Source organism: Rhodococcus sp. NFXS4, assembly GCF_058139645.1.
In genome coordinates, this window is sequence record NZ_CP192221.1 from 1,085,164 (window position 1) to 1,107,415 (window position 22,252).

The window sequence follows — 22,252 nt, forward strand, 5'->3', positions numbered from 1 at the left end:
CGTCCTGCTTCCTCGACCCACTGCGCCGGGGACATCGAGACCGGGAAGTCAGACCTGCGTCCGCCGCCCGCCCTCGAAGTCGAGCGGGGCGGCCTGCAGGTGCCGACCCCTCGGCTCCCCGTCGACCAGCTCCCCGTCCTGGACCACCCTTTCCCCTCCGACGAGAACGGTGACCGGCTTTCCTCGAAGCGTCATCCCCTGATACGGCGTGTAGTCCGTAGCCATATGGAGCGCGTCAACGTCGACGGTCCATTCGACGTCCGGATCCCACAGTGCGATGTCCGCGTCGGCGCCGGGCATCAGCGTCCCCTTGCGAGGGAAGAGTCCGTTGGTCTTGGCGGGATTCGTCGACGTGAGCTCGACGAACCTGCTGACGGTCAGGTTCGAGTCGCGCACGTAGCGCGAGAAGATGACCGGCAGCCTGGTCTCCACTCCCGGTAGCCCGTTGGGCATGTGGCGGACATCGTGGCTGTGGACCTCCTTCTGCGCTGTGTCGTAGCAGCAGTGGTCGGATCCGATGGTGGTGATGTGGCCGGTGAACAGGTGCTGTCCCAGTTCCTCGACTGCGTCGGCCGACCTGAGTGGTGGGCAGCACACGAACCGTTCGGGGTTCTCGCCGCCGTAGGCGCTGTCGTCCAGGATCAGGTGGTGCGCCACCGACTCCGTGAAGGCGACCAGTCCGCGGGTGCGCGCATCCGCCACCAGTTCGACTGCCGCCGCAGTGGATTGATGCACGAAGTAGACGGGCGCGTCCTGAGACTCCGCGATCGCCAAAATGGCGGCGACGGCTGCCGTCTCGGCGATCTCGGGGCGCGTCGTCGACATGTGAGCCGCGTCGATGCCTTCGGTGGCCGCCGCCGTCGTCTGGGAATCCGTGACGATGGCGTCCGACTCGCAGTGGATGATGACCATCCCACCCAGATCGCGAATGGTCTGCATGGTCTTGAGAATGGTGTGCTCGTTCGCCATGGTCTCGCCGGCGTAGGTCGTGAACATCTTCACGGTGCGAATGCCGTCCTGCGCCATCGTGGCGAGCTGGTCCGCGGTCGTGTCGTCCCAGTCGACGACGCACGCGTGCAGGGCCGAGTCGCACAGGCCGTCGGTCGCCTTCTGCCGCTGTTGCTCCGCGGCATCGAGCGGGGACTGACCGGGCCGGGGGATCGCGAAGTCGACGATCGTCGTGGTGCCGCCGAACACGGCCGCCGTCGTGCACTCGCGGTACGAGTCCAGTGACGTGAACTCGCCCGACGTGAAACCGACGTGGCAGTGCGGGTCGACGCCGCCGGGCATGACCAACTTTCCGGTGGCGTCGATGACCTCCGCTGCTGGGTCTACGTCGGCGCCGGGAGCGAGAACGGCGACGACCGTGCCGTCGTCGATCAGGAGATCGGCGGGCCCGTGCCAGTTCGACTCGACGAGGGTTCCTCCTCTGATCACCTTCATCGCAGCGTCGCCCGGTATGCGAGCCACCCGCCGAGTTCACTGATGTCGGTGACATCTGAGCGCTCGAGTGCCTCACGGCGCATGCGCATCGAGAGGGATCCACCCCCGTCGGCGAGCTCGATGACGCCGAGTTCCAGCTCCTCGGGTTCGCGGGGAAGAAGCTCTTCTCGGAGGACGTCGTACTCCACCTCGTACAGCTCACCAGGTACGGCGTGGCCACCGGAGGCCACGGGGTGCAATCCGGGGAATTCGTCTCGTACGGAGAAGAATTGGTACTTCGGTGCGGTGACCGCCGGGCCGAGCAAACGCGCCCGGTGAAGGGCGTCGTTGAGCGTTCCTCCGGACATCGCCTGTCCGTTGACGAACATCGTGACCAGTGCCATGGGTGTCTACCTTCCGTGTTCCGCGAACGGAGTGAGTCGAGCCGGTGAGAATTCGCTGACGTCGATGTCCGGCTCTCGTCCGTGCACCATCGAGGTGAGTAGCTGCGCCCAGAGCGGCGCGAACGTGAACGAGTACGTGCCGCCGGCGACAAGGAACCCCGGTGCGCCGTCGACGGCACCGATCACCGGCATCTCGTCGGGTGTCGTCACTACCGGGCCAGTCCACGTGTCGACGAGGGGGAGCGCCGCGAGGGAGGGGAGCAGTCGCTCGACCTGTGCGAGATTTCCGGTGGTGCTCTCGGGCAGGGACGACGCAGCGTCCGTGTCGTGGAACGTGCCGGCCGGCCATCCACCGCCGAGCACGAGGCGACCCCGCCGATCCTGCTTGATCGACATGCCTTCTCCGACGTGCTGCACGAGGACGTCGAGGGTGTGCGGGGGTGCGGCGAGTGCGTGCATCTGCAGTGACGTCGGCCGAAGGTCCAACGAGATGCCGGCCATCGACGCGATGCCGGCCATCCACGGACCGGCTACGTCGATCACGGTGGGTGCGACCCACGTGGAGTCGGGAGTGGTCACCGTCCACAGGTCGCCGACTCGTTCCACACCCGTGACGGGAGAGTACGACCGCAGGACGGCACCCTCGGCCTCGGCCTGACGCAAAGTTGCGGGCCCCGCGAGGTCAGGCTCCGCGAATCCGTCGAGGGGACACCAGGTCGCGGCCTCGATGCTGGGTCCCAGTGCCGGCAACAACCTGCGTGCCTCGGTCCCGGTCAGCACCTCCGTGGGAATTCCCGCCGTGCGTTCCCAGTCGTGTTTGGTCTCGAGTGCCTGTACCTGGTCGTCCGTCTCGGCGACCATGAAGCCGCCGCAGCGGTTGAGGCCGAGGCCAGGAATGCTGTCTGCCAGGTCGTTCCACAGCGAGCTGGTGCGGTGCTGCAGCGGGAGGAGTCGTCGGACGTCCACGGCGGCACCCTGGCCGGGACGTCGAGTGTGGATCGTCTGGATGTGGAGGTTGCCCGCGGTTGTCCCGGAGCCACCGGTGTTGGGTGCGGACCGGTCGAGCACGACGACGCGCGCGCCGGACCTCGTCAGTGCCAGGGCCGTCGCAGCGCCGACGATGCCGGCTCCGACGACCACCGCGTCGAACTCAGACTGCATTGCCCACTCCTGCTGTCCGAGATGCCTCGGCGATTCCCGAGTCCTCGACGATCCGCGCCAGGTGGTCCAGCGTCGTCGGGTCCGTCACGGGCAACAGCGGTTCGCGCACGCTGCCGCCGGGCTGTCCGAGCACGTTCATGACGGCCTTGAGCTGGGGAATGGGAGAGGCGTAGACGCCGCTGTAGTCGGGATTGATCAGGCGTCCCGACAGCGCGCGGTACCTGTCGGCCCAGGACCGCGCGGCGACCGCGTCGCGCGCGGCGACGGCGCGGTAGAACGGCACGGCGAAGGGTGCCCCCACCCCGCCGCCGTCGATGTTCCCGTCGCCACCCAGATCCAGCAACGCTGCGAGTCCACGGTGGTGAAGGAAGCTGCCGAAGACTCGGACCGTGCCGGCCACCGCCTCGACGGTGTCGAGCATGGAGAGCCAGTTGCCGGTGCTGTCCTTGACGGCCACCACGTTGTCGAGGGCTGCGAGCTCGGTGAACAGCCCGGGCAGAGTGCCCATGTCGACAGCGACTCCACGCGGCCAGTTGTAGACCATGAACGGCAATGCCGTTGCGGTGCTGACGGATCGGTAGAAGGCGAGCAGTTCGTCCTTCGACGGATGAACGTAGGGCGGAGGTGTGGCCAGCACGCCGTCGGCGCCTGACGACTCGGCATGCCGCGCGAGTGCTGCGGAGTCGCGTGCGGTGTACGCGCTGACGCCGATGACGACGGGAAAGCGTCCGCGCACCGCGTCGATGGCGACCTCGGCGACGGTGCGCCGCTCGGAGTCACTCTGGCTGAACCACTCGCCGGTGCTGCCGTTGACGAGAACGCCGTCGACCTCGTGGTCGGCGTACAGGTTCATGAGAGAGGCCAGGGCATCCGTGTCGACCGCGCCGCCGGCGGTGAACGGGGTGGGTGCTGCGGGCCAATAGCCGGACCAGGCGACGTCATCGCGGTTCATGAATACCTTTCGTGCGGCGTGGAAGCCGGACTGGGTCGATTCGATGGGATCGATTGCATAGACTGCCGTCGGTGAAGACACATCGTCAAGCCGGAAACGCACTTGTAACGAGCGAGGCTCGGCGTGGGAGAGTCTGTGCACGATCGGCGACGAGGGGAGGTGAGGGTCGATGACGGTCACTCTGGCTGACGTGGCTGCTGCCGCGGGAGTCTCGCGCAGCACGGCTTCCCGGGCGTTGAGCGGGTCGACGCTGATCTCGGCCGATACCCGACGGACCGTCGAGGAGGCGGCCCGAACACTGGGGTACCGGCCCAACAGGGCCGCGAGTGCGCTGCGCTCCAACAAGTCGCATCTCGTCGGTCTCGTGATGAACAACCTCCTCAACGCGACGTTCCACACCGTGGCCGAGGTCGTCCACAAGAGATGCTCCGACAACGGCTTTCAGGTTCTGTTGTGCATCACCGATGCGGACCCGTCCCGCGAGCGGGACGTGCTCGCGATGCTGGGCGACCACGGAGTCGATGGGACCATCGTCATCGGGAGTGGTCGCAGCGCAGTCGAATCCAATGCTCTGCTGGCCCAGGGCCGGGCTGTTGTCAACGTGATCAGGTCGGTTCGAGGGAGCGCCGCACCCACCGTCCTCGCCGACGATCTGGACGGTGCGCGCGATGCGACGGCGCATCTCCTCGACCTCGGTCACCGACGCATCGGCTACATCGGCGGTCTCGAAGACGCCACCTCCGGCAGGGAGCGGTTCGAGGGCTACCGCTCGGCACTGGCGGACCACGGCATCGAGATCGACCCGTCGTTGGTCAGGAAAGGGCCGTTCACCACGGAATTCGGTGTCGCGGCGGTCGATTCGCTGCTCGACGAACCGTCCGGCATGACTGCGCTCTATGCGGCGAACCACGAAGCAGTGTTCGGGATTCTGCCGACACTCGTCGGACGAGGGGTGTCGGTGCCCAGCGACTTGTCGCTGATCTGCCACGAGGACATGCCGTGGCTCTCGTTGTGGCACCCGGCCGTGACCGTCGTCGACAACGGTGCCTCACAGCTGGCCAACGTCGCGATGGATCTCTTGTTCCAGCAGATGAGCGAGCCGTCGAAGTTGGACGGCCGCACGTACCGGATCGGCGCCCGATTGGTCGAGCGCGCGTCGTGTGCGCCTGTCGTGAACTCGTGATTCACGAGGGCCGACGTTAACTTTCGTTGAAACACGTGTCGTCCGTGTTAACCACGTTGACGCGTCCGCAGGCACTCTGCGATGGTTCATGCAATCGATCCCATCGAGGTCGACCAACCCGATCCAGACAGTCGCTGCGGACCGCAGTCGACACCGAAAGGTCTCTCCTATGCGCACGCTCATCGGAATTGCCGCTGCCGGCGTCCTGACCCTCGGCCTCGTCGGGTGCGGCTCCTCGTCGGAGCAGGATGCCGCGCCGACGGACTGCACGCCGACTCTCGGCGCAGCCGATCTCGCCGAGGAGGGCTCGCTGACCATGGCCACGAATGCCACCCTCCCGCCCATGCAGTACGTCGACGCCGACGGAGACGTGATCGGCATGCGGGTCGACCTGGGCAAAGAAATCGCCACGCGACTCTGCCTGACGCCGAAGTTCGTCAACATCGAGTTCGAGGCCCAGATCCCCGGTGTGCAGAGTGGTCGGTGGGACATGATCGACACCGGCATGTTCTACACACCCGAGCGCGCCGAGACCATCGATCTGGTGCCGTACGAGGTTCAGGCAGTGTCCATCTCGGTTCCGTCGGGCAATCCCGAGGGCATCAGCACGGTGGAAGACCTCGCCGGCAAGACGGTCGGTGTGGAAGCGCCGGGATATGAGTTCGACACTCTCACCGCGCTGTCCGAACAGTTCGCGACGGAGGGCAAGGCGCCGCTGACCGTGCAGACATTCAAGACGAATGCCGATGCGTACCAGGCGCTCTCGGCGGGACAGCTCGACGGAACGTCGATCGTCGAGTCGGTCACCTCGTTCTACCAGGAGGACGGCCGCTTCGAGACCGCCATCGGTGGCATCAACGAGGCGCCCCTCGCCATGGGCTTCGCTAAGGGCAGCAAGTCCGCCGGTGAGGTCGCGCGCGTCCTGTCCGAGATGCGCGACGACGGCTACCTGCCGGACCTGTTCGAGCAGTACGACGTCAGCGGGTACGAGGGTGACATCGCCGTCAGCACCGGCCCGCTCGAGAGCTGAGAGGCTCCGACATGTGGTCGTGGGACGCGTTCTTCTCCATCCTCACCAGTACACAGTTGCTGGAGGGCGCCTGGGTGACCATTTGGCTCACCGTGGTCAGCATGATCCTGGGGCTCGTGCTGGCGGTGGTCGTCGCGGTCGCCCGGTCGTCGAAGTTCCTGCCGTTTCGCGCGGTATCGGGGTTCTATGTCTGGCTGATGCGAGGGACCCCGCTGCTCGTGCAGCTCGTCATCATCTACACCGGGCTGCCCCAGGTCGGAATCAAGCTCGGCGTCATCGAGGCGGCGCTGCTCGGACTGGTGCTGAACGAGGCCGCTTACCTGTCCGAGATCGTGCGATCCGGACTGCTGTCCGTTCCCACTGGGCAGACGGAAGCGGCACGTGCGCTGGGGATGTCACCGACCAAGGTGTTCCGCGTAGTCGTGTTGCCCCAGGCCCTGCGCGTCATGATCCCTCCGCTCGGCAACAGCTTCAACGGCCTGTTGAAGACGACGACGCTGGTCTCGGTGATCTCCGTCCAGGAGTTGTTGCGCCGCACGCAGTTCCTGGTCCAGGTGAACTTCAGGGTGCTCGAGGGGCTGTGCGCAGCAGCGCTCTACTTCCTCCTGCTCACCACCCTCTGGGGTCTGATCCAGAAGCGCCTGGAAGTACGAGCCGGACGTGGATACGACAGGAACTACCGTCGCAGAGGGAGAACCGACATGGCAGCGCTCGACGACAGTGTCATCGATGCGGAGGCGGTGAACCGATGACCGATCAGGCGATCGCGAACCTGACGATGATCGACGTTCAGGACATGACCAAGGCATTCAACGATCTCGTGGTGCTCGACGGCATCGACTTCCGCGTCGCCAAGGGCGAGGTGGTGCTTCTCCTCGGGCCGTCGGGAAGCGGGAAGAGCACGTTGCTCCGCACTCTCAACTGCCTCGAGACGATCGAGTCGGGGACGGTCCGGGTGTGCGGGGAACTGATGGGGTTCTCCGACGACGGCAAGCGGACACCACTGTCCGAGGCGAACATCGCCCGGCAGCGCCACTACACCGGGATGGTGTTCCAGAACTTCAACCTGTTCCCGATGATGACGGCGCTCGACAACGTGGCCGCCGGCCCACGGCACGTGCTCGGAACGCCGAAGGACAAGGCGCGAGCGCAGGCTCAGGAACTGCTCACGCTCGTCGGACTCGGTGACAAGAGCGAGAACTACCCGTCGCAACTCTCGGGCGGTCAGCAGCAGCGGGTGGCGATCGCAAGAGCGCTCGCGATGAAGCCCGAGGTAATGCTGTTCGACGAGCCGACTTCGGCGCTGGATCCCGAGATGGTCAAGGAGGTTCTCGACGTCATGCTGCGACTGCGCGACGAGGGAATGACCATGGTCGTGGTGAGTCACGAGATGGGGTTCGCGCGAGCGGCTGCCGATCGCGTGGTGTTCATGAGCGACGGGCGCATCGTCGAGGATGCGGCGCCGAATGAATTCTTCGACAATCCGCGCAACGAACGCACGAAGCAGTTCCTCAGTCGAATGCTGTGAGTCACCGGCGCCCGACCTCCGCCGCCGGTCACGGCAGGTTACTCACCGGTAGCCTCCCGGACCGCCGGTGGAAGATCGTCGGCGCAGGTCAGGTTATGTCTCGAGACACATCGAGCCCGCTGGACCGGGGTCGCCACAACACAGCCCTGCACGACTAAAGTTGTCTCCGAGCCCACAAGGACAGACGACGTCGAGCAGACGGAAAACGAGGCAAGACCTGCAATGACTGAGAAAAAGCCGACCATCATCTACACCCTGACCGACGAGGCGCCCATGCTGGCGACTCACGCGTTCCTGCCGGTCATCCGCACTTTCGCCAGCGCAGCCGGGATCGAGGTGGAGTCGAGCGACATCTCCGTTGCCAGTCGCATCCTCGCCGAGTTCCCCGATTACCTGGACGAGGACCAGCGGGTGCCGGACAACTTGGCCGAGCTGGGCAAGCTGACGCAGCTGCCCGAGACCAACATCATCAAGCTCCCCAACATCAGTGCCTCGGTACCGCAGCTGCACGCCGCGATCAAGGAACTGCAGGACAAGGGCTACAAGATCCCCGACTTCCCGGGCAACCCGAAGACGGACGAGGAGCGGGAGATCCGCGACCGCTACACCAAGTGCCTCGGTAGCGCCGTCAACCCCGTCCTCCGTGAGGGCAACTCCGATCGCCGCGCGCCGAAGGCCGTGAAGGAGTACGCGCGCAAGCACCCGCACAGCATGACCGAGTGGTCGCCGGCGTCGCGCACGCATGTCGCTCACATGCGCGAGGGCGATTTCTACCACGGTGAGAAGTCGATGACCGTCCAGGGCGACCGCGAGGTCAAGATGGAGCTCGAGACGAAGAGCGGCAAGACCGTCGTCCTGAAGCCGAAGGTCTCGCTGACCGACGGCGACGTCATCGACAGCATGTTCATGAGCGCCAAGGCGCTGGACAAGTTCTACGAAGAGCAGATGCAGGACGCCTACGAGACCGGCGTCATGTTCTCCCTGCACGTCAAGGCCACGATGATGCGGGTCTCGCACCCCATCGTCTTCGGTCACGCGGTGCGCGTCTTTTACAAGGACGCCTTCGCCAAGCACAACGAGCTCTTCGAGGAGCTCGGCGTCAACGTCAACAACGGCCTCTCCGATCTCTACAGCAAGATCGACACCCTCCCGGCGTCGAAGCGCGACGAGATCGTCGAGGATCTGCACAAGTGCCACGAGCATCGTCCCGAGTTGGCCATGGTCGACTCGGCGCGCGGCATCTCGAACTTCCACTCGCCCAGCGACGTCATCGTCGACGCCTCCATGCCTGCGATGATTCGCGCCGGCGGCAAGATGTGGGGAGCCGACGGCCGTCCCAAGGACACCAAGGCCGTCAACCCGGAGTCGACCTTCTCCCGCATCTACCAGGAGATGGTGAACTTCTGTAAGACGAACGGCCAGTTCGACCCGACGACCATGGGCACCGTTCCCAACGTCGGCCTCATGGCGCAGAAGGCCGAGGAGTACGGCTCGCACGACAAGACCTTCGAGATCGAAGAGGACGCCGTCGCGAACATCGTCGACGTGGCGACCGGCGAGGTCATGCTCACGCAGAACGTGGAGAAGGGCGACATCTGGCGCCTCTGCATCGTCAAGGATGCGCCGATCCAGGACTGGGTCAAGCTCGCCGTGAACCGTGCGCGTGACTCCGGGATGCCGGTGCTCTTCTGGCTCGACCCGTACCGCCCCCACGAGAACGAGCTGATCAAGAAGGTGCGCACGTACCTGAAGGATCACGACACCGAGGGCCTCGACATCCAGATCATGTCGCAGGTCCGCGCGATGCGGTACACGCTCGAGCGCGTCGTCCGCGGTCTGGACACCATCTCCGCGACCGGCAACATCCTCCGCGACTACCTCACGGACCTGTTCCCGATTCTCGAACTCGGCACCAGCGCCAAGATGCTGTCCATCGTTCCCCTGATGGCCGGCGGCGGACTGTACGAGACGGGCGCAGGTGGCTCTGCGCCGAAGCACGTCAAGCAGCTCATCGAGGAGAACCACCTCCGCTGGGACTCGCTCGGCGAGTTCCTCGCGCTGGCCGTGAGCCTCGAGGACCTGGGCAAGAAGACCGGTGGCAAGGCGAACGTCCTGGGCAAGGCCCTCGACGCCGCGACCGGCAAGCTGCTCGAGGAGAACAAGGGCCCGTCGCGCACCACCGGCGAGCTCGACAACCGCGGCAGCCAGTTCTACCTCGCCAAGTTCTGGGCGCAGGAGCTGGCGAACCAGACCGAGGACGAGGAGCTGGCGAAGCACTTCGCGCCGCTCGCCAAGACGCTGGCCGATCAGGAAGAGGCCATCGTCAAGGAGCTCGGCGACGCGCAGGGTGAGCCGGTCGACATCGGCGGGTACTACTACCCGGATCCCGAGAAGGCAACGTCGATCATGCGTCCGAGCAAGACGTTTAATGATGCGTTGGAGTCTGCGACCAAGTAGTTCTCGACATCTGGCCCATGCACGCGCGTCGTGCATGGGCCAGAGTTGTGTGTGGACTATGGACCCCGGAATCCGGGGTCCAGATTCCACGATCAGGATCGACGCTCGAGATCCGCCGACGTCGACCTTTCGAGACGACGACGATCTAGCGCCTCGATAAGTGCCGGCGCGTGGGAGTCCGGAACACAGAACTGTCCGTTCACCGGGACGATCAGTCCGAGGTCGACCATGGTTGCCAGTCGCACGAACACCCACGCGCTGACTTTCTCGATGTCGGTGTCGATGCCCGCGTCGAAAGCTTCGCCGTCATGGGCTGGGTCGTCGACCAGGGAGCGGACGAGGATGAACCACAGCGCCGCGCAGGCTGCGGCTATCTCCCGCTGCGGCGAGGCGTTCAGTGCGACAACGGGTTCCAAGCACGCGATATAGGCCTCGATGAGACTTCGGCGTCGCCACTCCTCGCTCGGTGCCGAGAGCCAGTGATCGAACGCGTCTCCTGCTCGAAGTGTTCGATCCTCGTTGCGCAGGACGCCCACTCCCACCGCGGTCGCGATAACCACCTGGTACGTCACCGTCGACAGCAGTTCGCTGAGGGTGTCGCCTTCACCGGTCGGGCCGAGGGCGTCTCGAAGCTGCCTGCTCGAGCGCGGGTGTGCGAAGCAGGGGTCGGGAACGCTGCCGTTGTCTTCGCACCAGGCAGCAACCCGCCGGACGTGAGACGTCAGGGTGGTCGGACCGAGGGGTGCCGAGCGACGTCGCGGGACCGGTGCCATGCGTGGCGGGGAAACCCCGACCATCTCCGCGAGGTCGTTTGTCTGTGTCGGCGAAACACGTTCTTCGACAATGAATCTCGCGAAGGGATCGAGCGCATCGACAGTGTCGTCGGGTGACCACGGTGTGTGTCCGCAGTCGTCGGCGTACATGTCTGTGTCGAACAACTCCAGTGGTATGTCGGATCCCGCGACCAGGATGTCGTGTTCGCGCCTGGATCGGTCGACCGCCATCGCCGTCGAATATGCCGCCAACGGGTCTGTGGTGCAGCCTGACCGCACCAACCATTCGGCGAAACGTTTCAGCACGTCGTGCCAGCACAATGCCGGCCGTCTTTGCGCGGTGCGCTTTTCGGCCTTGGCCCTACGTTGGCTCTTACTCATCAGGTCCCCCCAGGATCGTGTGCTCGGAGAGTACGGCCGGCGTACGACAGGACCTGATAGTGGAAATCTGCCCCCGGAAACCGGGTTCATAGTCCACGATCATGAGGTGGAAGACATGACGATGGAGCACGTGATCGGTCTGGAGAAGACACTGCTCGAGCCGGAGACGCGCTCATCGCCAACTGAACTCGACCGATTGCTCGACCCGTCGTTCGAGGAGATCGGCGCGTCGGGCCGGCTGTGGACTCGGCGCGAGATGATTGCAGCGCTGATCGAAGCACCCGAGCCGGAGCCCATCGAGAGCGCGAACTTCAACGGCCGAAGGATCGCCGACGACATGGTTCACCTGACGTACGAGACCAGGCATGGAGGTCGGCACGCGCGCCGAAGCTCGTTGTGGCGTCGGGCGGACGATGGATGGAAGCTGCTGTTTCATCAGGGAACTCCAATCCAAGCGGTCGGCAGACATCAAGACTCGGTAACAGTCACAAAACGATCGGTCTTTTTCCGCCTGACGGTGTCAGAGTGATGACCATGCGACAGACAACGCGTCGAGCGGCAGTGGCCTTGGCACTCGCGATTCCGGTGTTCCTGGGGGTGGGCGCGGGGACGGCATCCGCTGCACCCCAGACCTCGATCTTGCAGGTGCCCGTCGTGACGGGTCTGGAGATCGGCCCGGTCAGCGTGCCCGGCGGGCTAATCCAGACCACGCCGATCAAGGCGACGGTGGGGGAGAGGCCGGGCTCGGTCCGGTTCTCCGCCGCCGACATCAAGCCGTACTACTACCAGTACAACTACCGGTGGATGACGGTGCAGTGGCGCAATCTCTCGACGGGAACGGCCGGCGCCGTCGACTTCCGCCACTGGGCCTCCGAGGACCTCTCGGCCGTCGATCCGAACGCCGGCGCCCGAGGGCTCCCGCTCGACGTCGTTGCAGATACCGGACCCGGTCAGGTCGCCGTTGTGGTGACTCAGAGTCGACAGTTCCCCGCGCCGTTCTCCGAAACACTGTTCCCGGGGCTGGGCCTGCTGACCGTTCCGTGAGGCCGGCCGTCGCCGGTTGTGAATCATCCCAAGCGCGGTGACCTGCTGGGCACTACTGTCACGCTGAGTCCGGCTCGTGGCAAAGTCGGCCCTGTCGAGGAGCGTGGTGGCGTGGCGTCGGTGTTCGCTCAGCGCGCCAGCTACCAACGGCAGGGAATCCGTTTCGTCGGCGGACCGTTGCCGTTGTCGTCGGAGCGGAGGGTGTCCGACGCATTCGGCAAGAAGTTGTCGCGCGATTACCTGTTCATGGACAATCGGGAGTCCGACTTCATCGGTACCTGGCGTGGCAGTCGAGTGCAGCTGTATGCGGTATCGCGCCGGGCCATCGAAGCAATCGTCAATCCGAAGATCGCCGGTGTGCATATCGATCGTGACACCGCCGCGCAGTATTCGTTCGGTCAGCTGAGCCCCGACGCGCTGACGTTCTCCTCGGCGCAACAGCCTCGTTTCCGTGACCGCAAACGCAACATGATCGTGGCGACGAGCGCGGGGTCCGCCCGTGCAGCGATGACGCGCGCGCTGCCGACGCATGTTCGTGCGGGTGACGACAGCATGGACCTGCGGCCGATCGTCACCGAGTGCGTGCGCACGGCTGTGGCAGAGGCGGTGTGGGGTGACGCGGCGACGGCGGTGATCGACTATGTCGACGAGAGCGGCGCCCATCAGACGTTGCCGTTTGCGGATGCGATGTACGACAACTTCTTACGGCTTCGACGCTGTGCGAACACATACGCCATGAGAGTCGAGCCACGGCTGCAACGCTGGACGTTGTCCCAGGAGCAGCGGTGGATGCGGATCAACACTCGGATGCTTCTGCAGCACGCCTCGGTTCTGGCGGATATGCCGCTCGACGACACCATCGCCGGCCACATCAGGCGGTTGCACGGCATCTCGGGGTTCTCGTCGACCATGGTCCGTGACGACACCACGACGTCCTTCATTGCCGGCGTCGACACGACGCGCACGGCCATTCTCGCCACGCTGAAGCATCTGCTCGATCCCGCCAACACGCAGTGGAAGGACGCCTTCTCGGCTGTGCCCGTCGAGTCGTTGGGCGATTCTGCAGTGGTCCGTGCGTGCGTGATGGAAGCGTTGCGCATCGACACCCCGGGGTCCGTGTTCAACGGGCGGGTGATCGACGACTGCCGGATCGCTCTCGGTGACGGCACTATCGATCTGCACCGTAATACGCTGGTGATGCCGAACATTCATGCCGTGCACGCGGTGTACGGCCCGACATTCGATCCGAACCGGATACTGAACGCCCACGCGACGGATTACGTGGCCCCGCTGGTGATCCCCTTCGGGAAGGGGCCGAGATCGTGCCCTGGCAAGTCGTTCGCGTCGTCGATGATCGCGGTGTTCGTGCACGACTTCCTTCAGGCGCACCCGGACGCCGCGGTGGACACGACGCACCCGGACAACGCCTATCCGATCCACACGGCATCCGAGCAAGGTCTGCACGTGTCGCTGCGTGGCTGAGGTGTCAGGTCATCAGTGCGGCGGGAGCCCACGACGGCCATGACGGGTCCCCAACCAGTCGACCATGGTCGTAACGAGCGATAACGCGAAAGGGGTTTCTTGCGTTGGTATTGTCGTAGACGCGGGCATTTTCGACGACATCGATCGCGGATCGAACCAAGGGCCACAAGCGCACGTATCGCTCACGGACCTTTGCCTCGGGCACGGAATGACCGCCGATCTCGACGCGGTTGACGACGCGGGCTACGGCCAGGTCGACCGGAATGGCGACGATATGAAGCGTGACGAGGTACCCGTCCTCGTTCGCCGTCTCGATCAGATCGAGCTTCGACGGATGCGAGAAGACTGTCTCGGTGACGAACGACGCGGCCTGTGCGAGTAAGGCCACCCGCTGTTCGGCGGCCAACCTCGATGCGTCGTACGCGTGCGCTTGTTCGTCACCGGGCCAGTTCTCTGTAGCGATCTCGTCGGCGTTGACGAAGGGAAGATTAGTGACGGGCGCCAGCACCCGGGCAAAGAAGGTGCTCTTGCCGGCGCCGTTCGGGCCGGCAAGCAGGTGCAGGACCGGGTCGCGGGTCATTCCGTCAGGGACGATGCTCGATCACAGCGCCGTCTTCGTCGCATTCGACGAAGGCCCGTCCTTCTGCCTCGAATTCGCTGCGCAGATCCAGGCCTTCTGACATCGCGTCGATTCGCTCGGACCATTCCGCGCGTACGACTGCCTGCTCTCGCGGGGTGAGCGCGTCGTAGTTCTGCCGACCTGCCAATACCCCGGCGATGTCGCGTGAGGCTATGTGATGTGAGGCCTCGATCTCACGCCCGACCAGTGCCCAGTGTGCAATTTGTTGGGCTGCGCTCCGGCTCGACGCACTGCCGACCAGCTTCGCCGATGCATACAGTTCATCGTCGACCCGTAGCGATGACGTCGTGCCCATGAGATGCTCCGTTCGTTGTCGTGCACCTAGTGTAGCAATCTGCCACAGCTATGTACTGCCGGATGATGACTAGCTGTCAGCAGTAACCCGAGCAGCCAGGAACGCTTCCGGATCGATCAGATCGGCCTGCCCGACGATCGATCCCAGGTCGGCGATTCGCTCCACCCCGGTCAGCACCATCTCCTCCTCGACGGTCCCCTCTGCGTAGCCGTAATAGCAGGTGGAGGTCGTGTGGTTGTGGTCCTTGTCGATGCGGTTGGCGCGGCCCTCGATCTGGCGGATGTCGATGGGTGTCCACCGAGGGTCGTGGATCAGCGTCACCCGCGGCGCGAGCGTGGACGTCGTGCCTTCGGGCAGCAGCATCTCGTTGGTGTGCAGGTTGATGGCGCTCGTTGTGGTCGACACGATGACGGTCGCGTCCCCGGTTTGGAAGCGCCGGATCTCGGCCTCCTGCTCCGGACTGCTCATGCTCCCGTCGACCACCGCAACGGCAAGCCCGCTCTCGCGCAAGTCGTCGGCGAGAGCGGCGACGGACTCGCGGTAGAACATCGACACGAACACCTGGTTGCCGGCCTTCACCCACGTGCGCACTTGGTCGGCGGACGCGGGAATGCGAAGGTACGAACACTTCTGGCGGAACCGCAGCGTTGCAGCGCGAACACTCGGATTCTTCTGCAGCACCCGTTTGCCGCCGGACACCTTCCCCATCGGCAGACCGACCTCCTTGCGATAGTCGACCCATGCAGAGTTGTACAGCCGCTTCTGCGCGGCGGTCAGTTCTTGCCCGAGCGGTTCACGTGGTGTGGGCGGGGACGGTCGCGAGATCGACCACGGCACAGCACCTCCCGACAACCACCCGTGCACGGCGGCGATGTCGCGCTCGCGACGGGCAGCATCCTCCGGCTCCCAGCGCCACGTGGCCAGCCCTGTCGACGCCTTGCCGGCCTTGATCGCGAAGCCGGACTCTTCGAGGAAGTTGGCCCACTTCACGGTGAGGGCGTAACCGAGCTGGTCGTCGTCGCCCACGATTTCGACGCCGCGTGACTGCTCGATCGCGCGCGCCATGTACGCGAAGTGCAGCGGCTGGTAACCGGGGGTCGCGGACATCCACACCACCGACCGCGCGGCTTCCTGATAGCGCCACACGATCTGCGACTGCTGCGATTCGATGTTCATCAACGCATGGCACTCGTCGGCGATAACCACGTCGATCTCGAATCGCAGTTCGCCGAGCGTGATGGTTCGCTTGTTCTGTGTCCGTTTGCGTTTGCCCAGATCGGTGTCGGGTGGGACGGACAGCAGCTTCTTCGTCGACTGGTAGGTGACCAGGAGCCAGCGCTTACGGTCGGAGGGCTCGATGTCGGCTTCACTGTCCGCGATCGTGCGACGCCATCCGGGCAGCGCACCCTTCGGTGCGACGACCAGGACGGTGCCGATCTCGGCGGCAGACATCTGCCGCACGGCCTCGCACACCGACAGGGTCTTGCCCAAGCCGGTGGAGTCCATCTGCGCGAAGTACGGGAAGCCCTCGTCGAGGGCAGTGAGGTGCCGACGGACCGATTCGAGCTGGGTGTCGCGAGGGAGCAGGGAACGGGCATGCACGGTCTCCGGGCGCCAGGTCTCGTTGGCATCATCCTCGAGCCACCGCTGCAGGCTGTACGGCATCGACTCGTACGGCTGCAGGTACTCGGGCAACTCGGTGCCGTAGTACGCGAACACTCGTGGGCCGGGGTACCAGCGCGCCCCCGCAGCGCTGGCTGCGGAGCGGTCCTCGAAGGGAACATCCAGCACCCACACACGCTCGCCGGCGTCGGGCACGCGCAGGTCGGGAGCTGCGGTCTTCTTCGCGGGTGCGCGGCGCTTGGTCGGCTTCTTCGCGGTGCCGGCGAACTTCCGGGCTGCGCTGCTCTGACCGGCCTTCACGGTGCGAGTCGTGGTGGAGCGTCTACGTGGTGGCATCGGGAACATCCTCTCCGATCGCAACTGGTGGTCACGACAAGGGTCGTCGGCGGGAGTGGGGTCCTGTGCCGTGGGAACCAGGCGCTGCCGAGAGTGGCATCGACGTCCGACACCGTCGACAAGGTTGGATACGACCGGGCCATATCCAACCTTGTGGCCATAAGGTTGGGTATGGCCCGGTGTAGGGGCCTACCTCAGTCCCTGCGTTGCTCAGCACGCCAGGGGGCGCGGTGGGCCCAACGACCGGTTTTGCCCCGGGGTGACACAGCCAGTGCACAGAGCATTCAGTGGAATGTGTGAGTGAATAATCGTGTCCGCATTCGTGTCAGTACGCACTGCTATGTTGAAATTGCCTCCACTCGGACGGCAAACCCCTCATATTTTCAACCGGGAGACGCATGCCTGAAAAGAAGAAAATCCTGTACGTCGACCTAGACAACACGCTGGTCGATTTTCAATCCGGGATCGACCGACTGCATCCGTCGGAGATCGTCGGGCTTGAGGATGACTTGGACGAGGTTCCACGAATCTTCTCGCTCATGGATCCGATCAAGGGTGCGCTGGACGCATACACGCTGCTTGCGGAGCATTTCGATACGTACATCTTGTCCACTGCTCCGTGGAAGAACGCCCAGGCGTGGCACGACAAGGTCAAGTGGGTGCAGTGGCACTTGGGCTACGAGTCGGGATCGGTGGCCTACAAGCGCCTCATCCTCTCTCATCACAAAAATCTCAACCGGGGTGATTTCCTGGTGGATGATCGACGTGCCAACGGGGCAGATCAATTCGAGGGCGAATTGATCGCGTTCGGTAGCGAGAAATTCAAGACCTGGGCCCAGGTCACGAAATACCTGCTCCCGCTGGCGTGACCGGCGAGGAGGGCCTGTCCGCCGAATTGTCCGCCACTGCGGAGCTTCTCAGCATGACGGGCGACCTCGACGAGCCGAGCTCACCGGCCCCCTGGCTGGTGAGGCAGGTGCTTGCATCGCAGCACGATGACGAGCAGTTGGCCCACTGGACGTCGTCGACGGTGATCGACGACAACGTGCAGGCACCGGTGTTCGACCAGGCGACCTTCGCCTGGCTCCACAGAGGGCTGACCGATGTCTACGACTTCCCCATCGGTCATGCGGGACTGATGCACACGTACGGCTATCTGCTGTCGACAGTGGTCACCCCGTACGGACTGAAACGTCAGAGGTGGCTCACGAGCGACCTGACCGTCGCCTTCGGCAAGGAGCCCACTCACCTTCAGCCGACGGCATCCGAGACCCCTCTGATGGAGCGCGTCGCATCCACGGTCCTGCCGGCGCTCAGCGATCCGGTCGGAACCACACGCGTCGTCCTCGCCTTCGACGAGGTGGTCGACACCGTCAACGCGATGCGCACCGTCTTCGTGGCCGATCCCGGAAGCGGTTCCACCGCAGTCGTGTACGGACTGGTGACGAGCTCGAAGACCCAGATCGTCTCGACCTTCCCGGTCCAGCCTTTGGCGCAGGAATGGGCGCGGACTCGACTGAGTGAGCCGACCCGGTACCGCTTCAACTACGCCCCACCCACAGCTTCACCGGGAAGCGCCTTCGACGGGTCGACGGAAGTACTCGTGTCCCGCGTCTGACGTTCGTGTCAGCCGACCTCGACGACCTCCAACGCACCATCCGCATGCGACCCGCGCAGCCGCTTCTTGTCGAACTTGCCGACACTCGTCTTCGGCACCTCGTCGATGAAGGTCCAGCGTTCCGGCAACTGCCAGTGCGCAACTCGGCCGTCGAGGAAGTCGCGGAGCTCCTCCGCGGTCACGGTCTGACCCTCGCGCACGACGACGGCGACGAGTGGTCGCTCGTCCCACTTCTCATCGGGCACACCGATGACCGCGGCCTCGCGCACAGCGGAATGCTCCATGACGTGGTTCTCGAGCTCGACGGACGAGATCCATTCCCCACCGGACTTGATGATGTCCTTCGACCGGTCCGTCAGCGTCAGGTATCCGCCCTCGGAGATGGTGCCGACATCACCGGTCCGCAGCCACCCGTCGTCGAACTTGTCGGACGCGTCGCTGCGGTAGTAGCTGCCCGTGATCCACGGCCCGCGCACCTCGAGTTCGCCGACGTGCGTGCCGTCCCACGGCAAGACGGTGCCCGAATCGTCGACCAGGCGAGCGCGGACAGCGGACACGAAACGTCCCTGAGTGCAACGCAAGTCGAACTCGTCCTCCGGAGACAGTCCGACGTCGGGGCGCCCGGACGTGCCGAGCGGCGACGTCTCCGTCATGCCCCACGCCTGAGAGATGGGAACGCCGTACTTCTCGTGGAACGCCCGCATCAGGCTCGGCGGGCACGCGCTGCCGCCCACGGTGACGTCGCGCAGGCTCGACAGGTCCGCCGGGTGGTCCTCAAGGTGGGCGAGCAGTGCCTGCCAGATGGTGGGGACGGCGGCGGCCGCCGTGGGTCGCAGCGTCGTCATCATCTCTGCGAGCGGCGCCGGCTGCAGGAAGCGGTCCGGCATGATGAGCGAGGCCCCCACCATCAGCGCGGCGTACGGCAGTCCCCAGGACATGGCGTGGAACATCGGCACGATGGCGAGCACGGTGTCCGACTGCGCGAGCGCCATGGCATCGGTCATGCAGACCTGCATCGAGTGCAGCCAAATCGATCGGTGCGAGTAGACGACGCCTTTCGGGTCACCGGTCGTGCCCGAGGTGTAACACATTGCTGCAGCGGATCGTTCGTCGAGCTCGGGCCAGTCGTACTCGTCGGGGTGGCCTGCGAGCACGTCCTCGTAGCCGAGCACCTCGATGTGGTCCGGTGCCTGCACCTGTGCGGGGTCGGCGCCCACGACGACGAGGTGCCGCACGGTCGTCATTGTCGGCAGGAGCGGCGTCAGCAGGGGGAGCAGACTGGCGTCGGCGATGATGACGCTGTCCTCGGCGTGCTCGACGATGTACGTGAGCTGCTCGGGGAACAGGCGGATGTTCAGCGTGTGCAGCACGGCACCCATGGCCGGCACGGCCATGTAGGCCTCCATGTGCTGCGAGTTGTTCCACATGAAGGTGGCGACGCGCTGGTCCCCGTCGATCCCGAGCGCTCGGAGACCGTGGGCGAGTTTGGCGGCGCGTCGACCGAGCTCGGCGAAGGTGATGTTCGACGGCCCCGCCTCGCTCCACGTGGTGATCGTCGCCGACGCGTGCATCGACGTGCCGTATCGAACGAGCTGGCCGATGGACAACGGGGTGTCCTGCATGGTGCTCTTCATGACTCTCCTGCCGGTCGATCCGCGAGGCGCACGACCTACGTGCCCTGTGTCACATTGTGCACACTGCGGCTCGGCAGGGACCCGATATCAGTCCTTGTAGTAGACGACCTGGTGTCCGGTGCCGAGGAGAGTGCCGCTCGTGCTCCACAGCTCGGCGGTCTGGTCGAAGTAGCCCTGATGGAATCGTCGTGCGTGCGCGGTCCCGAGGACGTACCCGTCGGACTGAGCCGCCAGATCCTCCGCCGTCGCGAAGTAGTGCACGGTGAGCGAGATGGTTCCGGCGGCGACGTACTTCCCGCGCCGCTGGAAGACCCGCGGGTAGAAGATGTCGCTCATCGACGTCAGGGACGCGAAGTCCATCGGACGCGGGGGAGAGTCCCGGACCCACAGCGTCGCAACGGAATCGGCGGACTCCGTCTCGGTCAATGCACCGGCGGTGAACCGCATCTCGTAGTTGTTCGCCCAGGCGATGAACTCGGGGAAGTCGACCGTGTCGACGTCCGCGGGGTCGGGCATCGCGGGCGGCGACGACTCGAGGGCGTCCCAGGTGGTGCGGCGCGTACCGAAGACCGCGGTCGCGGTGGTGGCGACCGTGCCGTCCTGGCTCAGCTCCAGGTACCAGTGCTGGTTGCTGCGATTCGTCCGCACGGCGCGAGTGGAGATCTCGAACTCGCCCTCGGCGATGGGCCCCGCGAAGTTCACGGTCAGCGTCACCGGGTCGCCCAGTCGATCGGGATGAAGCTCGACGGCCCGGACCAGCGTCGCGGCGGTGAGCCCGCCGAAGGGGCCGACCATGTTGTTGTACGGCGCGGAGGTCCGGCCGCGGTAGCGACCGTCGCCCAGAGGCTCGAGGTTGAGGCCGTCGTCGAAGGCGTGCGATCCGGGGTGAGTCATGAGTCGTCCTGATTCGGTGGTTGTATGCGCCAAAGCATAACGGTGGTCTGAGCGGGGTGGTGACACCGCGGATCGACTGGCGGATTCTGTTAGCGCTAACACGTCGCAAAGTCCAGTTCGGAGGACCCGTTGACATCTCTGATGTTATCGCTCACACTCGCTGAGCGGTGTGATTCACACCACTCGACAGCAGCATGATCCGCAGCACGGCGAATCGAATGCCGTCCCTGCCGACCAGCCACCACCCGAGGAGACACGATGAAGTTCCGACACCTACCGGTGGCTGCGGCCGCGGTGGCGATAGCGATCACGGTGACCGCGTGCGGGTCCAGCACGAAGACCGCCGACGTCGCCCCCTCGGCGGGCGGTGACACGGCCGGCGCTCTGATCGGTGTCACCATGCCGACCAAGTCGTCCGCTCGATGGATCGCCGACGGCGACAACCTCAAGAGCGCGCTCGAGTCGAAGGGCTACAAGGTCGACCTGCAGTACGCCGAGAACGACATCCCCACCCAGGTCAACCAGATCGAGAACCAGATCACCCAGGGCGCGAAGCTGCTGATCGTCGCCTCCGTGGACGGCACCGCCATCACCACGCAGCTGCAGGAAGCCAAGGACAACGGCATCGGCGTCATCGCGTACGACCGCCTCATCCGCAACTCGCCGAACGTCGACTACTACGCCACCTTCGACAACTACAAGGTCGGCGTCGACCAGGCCACGTCCCTGCTGGTCGGCCTCGGCCTGAAGAACGAGGACGGCACCGACAAGGCCGACGCCCCCGCCGGCCCGTTCAACATCGAGGTCTTCGCCGGTTCGCCCGACGACAACAACGCCACCTTCTTCTTCGACGGTGCCATGGAGACCCTGAAGCCGTACCTGGACAAGGGAACCCTGAAGATCGGCAGCGGTGAGTCCGACTTCGAGACGGCCGCAACCCTTCGTTGGGACCCGGCGACCGCCCAGAAGCGCATGGAAGACCTGCTGACCAAGACGTACTCGTCGGGTCAGAAGGTGCAGGGCGTGCTCTCGCCCTACGACGGTCTGTCCATCGGAATCCTGTCCGCGCTCAAGAGCAACGGATACGGAACCGCCGGTCAGCCGTACCCGATCGTCACCGGTCAGGACGCCGAGGTTCCGTCGGTCAAGTCGATCATCGCCGGTGAGCAGTACGCCACCATCTACAAGGACACCCGCGAGTTGGCGGCGGTCACCATCCAGATGGCGCAGGCAGTTCTCGAGGGCCAGACCCCCGAGACCAACAACACGACCGATTACGACAACGGTGAGAAGGTCGTTCCCGCCTACCTGCTGCAGCCCGAGATCGTCTACAAGGACAACTACGAGAAGCTCCTCTTAGACGGCGGCTACTACACCGAGGATCAATTGAAGTGA

21 protein-coding genes are annotated in these 22,252 nt (G+C 64.9%); 11 read left to right on the plus strand and 10 right to left on the minus strand.

Annotation, left to right across the window (positions count from 1 at the left end):
• Nucleotides 1-48: 48 nt before the first annotated feature.
• From hydA to J4E04_RS05005, 4 genes are read right to left on the minus strand one after another with little or no spacing between them, the layout of a single operon-like run.
• Nucleotides 49-1,443 carry a dihydropyrimidinase gene (gene hydA, locus J4E04_RS04990; RefSeq protein ID WP_490150039.1) on the minus strand — a complete coding sequence of 465 codons (1,395 nt, stop codon included), beginning with the start codon at nucleotides 1,441-1,443 and terminating at the stop codon, nucleotides 49-51.
• Nucleotides 1,440-1,826 carry an allophanate hydrolase-related protein gene (locus tag J4E04_RS04995; RefSeq protein ID WP_490150040.1) on the minus strand — a complete coding sequence of 129 codons (387 nt, stop codon included), beginning with the start codon at nucleotides 1,824-1,826 and terminating at the stop codon, nucleotides 1,440-1,442. Before J4E04_RS04995 ends, hydA begins: the two co-directional genes overlap by 4 nt.
• Before the next feature lie 6 nt (nucleotides 1,827-1,832).
• Complete coding sequence (locus tag J4E04_RS05000; protein ID WP_490150041.1) at nucleotides 1,833-2,987, minus strand: NAD(P)/FAD-dependent oxidoreductase; 1,155 nt, start codon at nucleotides 2,985-2,987, stop codon at nucleotides 1,833-1,835.
• The gene (locus tag J4E04_RS05005) at nucleotides 2,977-3,939 is read right to left on the minus strand and encodes a dihydrodipicolinate synthase family protein (protein ID WP_490150042.1); all 963 of its coding nucleotides are present in this window, start codon (nucleotides 3,937-3,939) and stop codon (nucleotides 2,977-2,979) included. The genes J4E04_RS05000 and J4E04_RS05005 overlap by 11 nt, the downstream gene beginning before the upstream one ends.
• A 169-nt stretch (nucleotides 3,940-4,108) precedes the next feature.
• On the opposite strand from J4E04_RS05005, the gene J4E04_RS05010 reads away from it, so the two are divergent.
• The 5 genes from J4E04_RS05010 (at nucleotide 4,109) to J4E04_RS05030 (ending at nucleotide 10,137) form a co-directional block, all read left to right on the plus strand.
• Complete coding sequence (locus J4E04_RS05010) at nucleotides 4,109-5,122, plus strand: LacI family DNA-binding transcriptional regulator (protein WP_490150043.1); 1,014 nt, start codon at nucleotides 4,109-4,111, stop codon at nucleotides 5,120-5,122.
• Nucleotides 5,123-5,291: 169 nt separating this feature from the next.
• Nucleotides 5,292-6,152, plus strand: coding sequence for an ABC transporter substrate-binding protein (locus tag J4E04_RS05015; RefSeq protein ID WP_490150044.1), 861 nt, complete (start codon nucleotides 5,292-5,294; stop codon nucleotides 6,150-6,152).
• Nucleotides 6,153-6,163: 11 nt separating this feature from the next.
• Nucleotides 6,164-6,904 (plus strand): amino acid ABC transporter permease, encoded by a 741-nt coding sequence (locus J4E04_RS05020; protein WP_490150045.1) that lies wholly within the window; start codon nucleotides 6,164-6,166, stop codon nucleotides 6,902-6,904.
• Nucleotides 6,905-6,930: 26 nt separating this feature from the next.
• Nucleotides 6,931-7,680 carry an amino acid ABC transporter ATP-binding protein gene (locus tag J4E04_RS05025; RefSeq protein WP_285184689.1) on the plus strand — a complete coding sequence of 250 codons (750 nt, stop codon included), beginning with the start codon at nucleotides 6,931-6,933 and terminating at the stop codon, nucleotides 7,678-7,680.
• A 222-nt stretch (nucleotides 7,681-7,902) separates the two neighbouring features.
• Nucleotides 7,903-10,137: an NADP-dependent isocitrate dehydrogenase gene (locus tag J4E04_RS05030; RefSeq protein ID WP_490150046.1), complete on the plus strand. Its 2,235-nt coding sequence runs from the start codon at nucleotides 7,903-7,905 to the stop codon at nucleotides 10,135-10,137.
• A 92-nt stretch (nucleotides 10,138-10,229) separates the two neighbouring features.
• Here the strand turns inward: J4E04_RS05030 and J4E04_RS05035 are convergent, their stop codons facing one another.
• Nucleotides 10,230-11,141, minus strand: coding sequence for a hypothetical protein (locus J4E04_RS05035; protein WP_490150047.1), 912 nt, complete (start codon nucleotides 11,139-11,141; stop codon nucleotides 10,230-10,232).
• Nucleotides 11,142-11,406: 265 nt separating this feature from the next.
• On the opposite strand from J4E04_RS05035, the gene J4E04_RS05040 reads away from it, so the two are divergent.
• From J4E04_RS05040 to J4E04_RS05050, 3 genes are all read left to right on the plus strand, one after another.
• On the plus strand, nucleotides 11,407-11,820 hold the full coding sequence (locus J4E04_RS05040; protein WP_490150048.1) for a nuclear transport factor 2 family protein: 414 nt from the start codon (nucleotides 11,407-11,409) through the stop codon (nucleotides 11,818-11,820).
• Between the two features lie 5 nt (nucleotides 11,821-11,825).
• Complete coding sequence (locus tag J4E04_RS05045; protein WP_490150049.1) at nucleotides 11,826-12,335, plus strand: hypothetical protein; 510 nt, start codon at nucleotides 11,826-11,828, stop codon at nucleotides 12,333-12,335.
• A 111-nt stretch (nucleotides 12,336-12,446) separates the two neighbouring features.
• Nucleotides 12,447-13,817 carry a cytochrome P450 gene (locus J4E04_RS05050; RefSeq protein WP_490150050.1) on the plus strand — a complete coding sequence of 457 codons (1,371 nt, stop codon included), beginning with the start codon at nucleotides 12,447-12,449 and terminating at the stop codon, nucleotides 13,815-13,817.
• Between the two features lie 4 nt (nucleotides 13,818-13,821).
• Here the strand turns inward: J4E04_RS05050 and J4E04_RS05055 are convergent, their stop codons facing one another.
• The 3 genes from J4E04_RS05055 to J4E04_RS05065 all read right to left on the minus strand — a co-directional run bounded on the left by J4E04_RS05055 (nucleotide 13,822) and on the right by J4E04_RS05065 (nucleotide 16,711).
• The gene (locus J4E04_RS05055) at nucleotides 13,822-14,397 is read right to left on the minus strand and encodes an ATPase (protein WP_490150051.1); all 576 of its coding nucleotides are present in this window, start codon (nucleotides 14,395-14,397) and stop codon (nucleotides 13,822-13,824) included.
• A 4-nt stretch (nucleotides 14,398-14,401) separates the two neighbouring features.
• Nucleotides 14,402-14,752, minus strand: a complete 351-nt coding sequence (locus tag J4E04_RS05060) for a TA system antitoxin ParD family protein (RefSeq protein ID WP_052493090.1) — start codon at nucleotides 14,750-14,752, stop codon at nucleotides 14,402-14,404.
• Nucleotides 14,753-14,821: 69 nt separating this feature from the next.
• Entirely contained in the window at nucleotides 14,822-16,711 is a 1,890-nt protein-coding gene (locus J4E04_RS05065) for a helicase-related protein (RefSeq protein WP_490150052.1), read from the minus strand.
• Nucleotides 16,712-17,109: 398 nt separating this feature from the next.
• Here J4E04_RS05065 and J4E04_RS05070 point away from each other — a divergent pair, with 398 nt between their 5' ends.
• A complete protein-coding gene (locus tag J4E04_RS05070) occupies nucleotides 17,110-17,580 on the plus strand; it encodes a 5' nucleotidase, NT5C type (protein WP_490150053.1) in 471 nt (156 codons plus the stop codon).
• The gene (locus J4E04_RS05075; protein WP_490150054.1) at nucleotides 17,577-18,329 is read left to right on the plus strand and encodes a hypothetical protein; all 753 of its coding nucleotides are present in this window, start codon (nucleotides 17,577-17,579) and stop codon (nucleotides 18,327-18,329) included. The genes J4E04_RS05070 and J4E04_RS05075 overlap by 4 nt, the downstream gene beginning before the upstream one ends.
• An 8-nt stretch (nucleotides 18,330-18,337) precedes the next feature.
• On the opposite strand, the gene J4E04_RS05080 is transcribed toward J4E04_RS05075, so the two are convergent.
• Both J4E04_RS05080 and J4E04_RS05085 read right to left on the minus strand, forming a co-directional pair.
• On the minus strand, nucleotides 18,338-19,963 hold the full coding sequence (locus tag J4E04_RS05080; RefSeq protein ID WP_490150055.1) for a long-chain fatty acid--CoA ligase: 1,626 nt from the start codon (nucleotides 19,961-19,963) through the stop codon (nucleotides 18,338-18,340).
• Nucleotides 19,964-20,050: 87 nt separating this feature from the next.
• Complete coding sequence (locus J4E04_RS05085; protein ID WP_490150056.1) at nucleotides 20,051-20,857, minus strand: acyl-CoA thioesterase; 807 nt, start codon at nucleotides 20,855-20,857, stop codon at nucleotides 20,051-20,053.
• A 258-nt stretch (nucleotides 20,858-21,115) separates the two neighbouring features.
• On the opposite strand from J4E04_RS05085, the gene chvE reads away from it, so the two are divergent.
• A complete protein-coding gene (chvE, locus tag J4E04_RS05090; RefSeq protein WP_490150057.1) occupies nucleotides 21,116-22,252 on the plus strand; it encodes a multiple monosaccharide ABC transporter substrate-binding protein in 1,137 nt (378 codons plus the stop codon).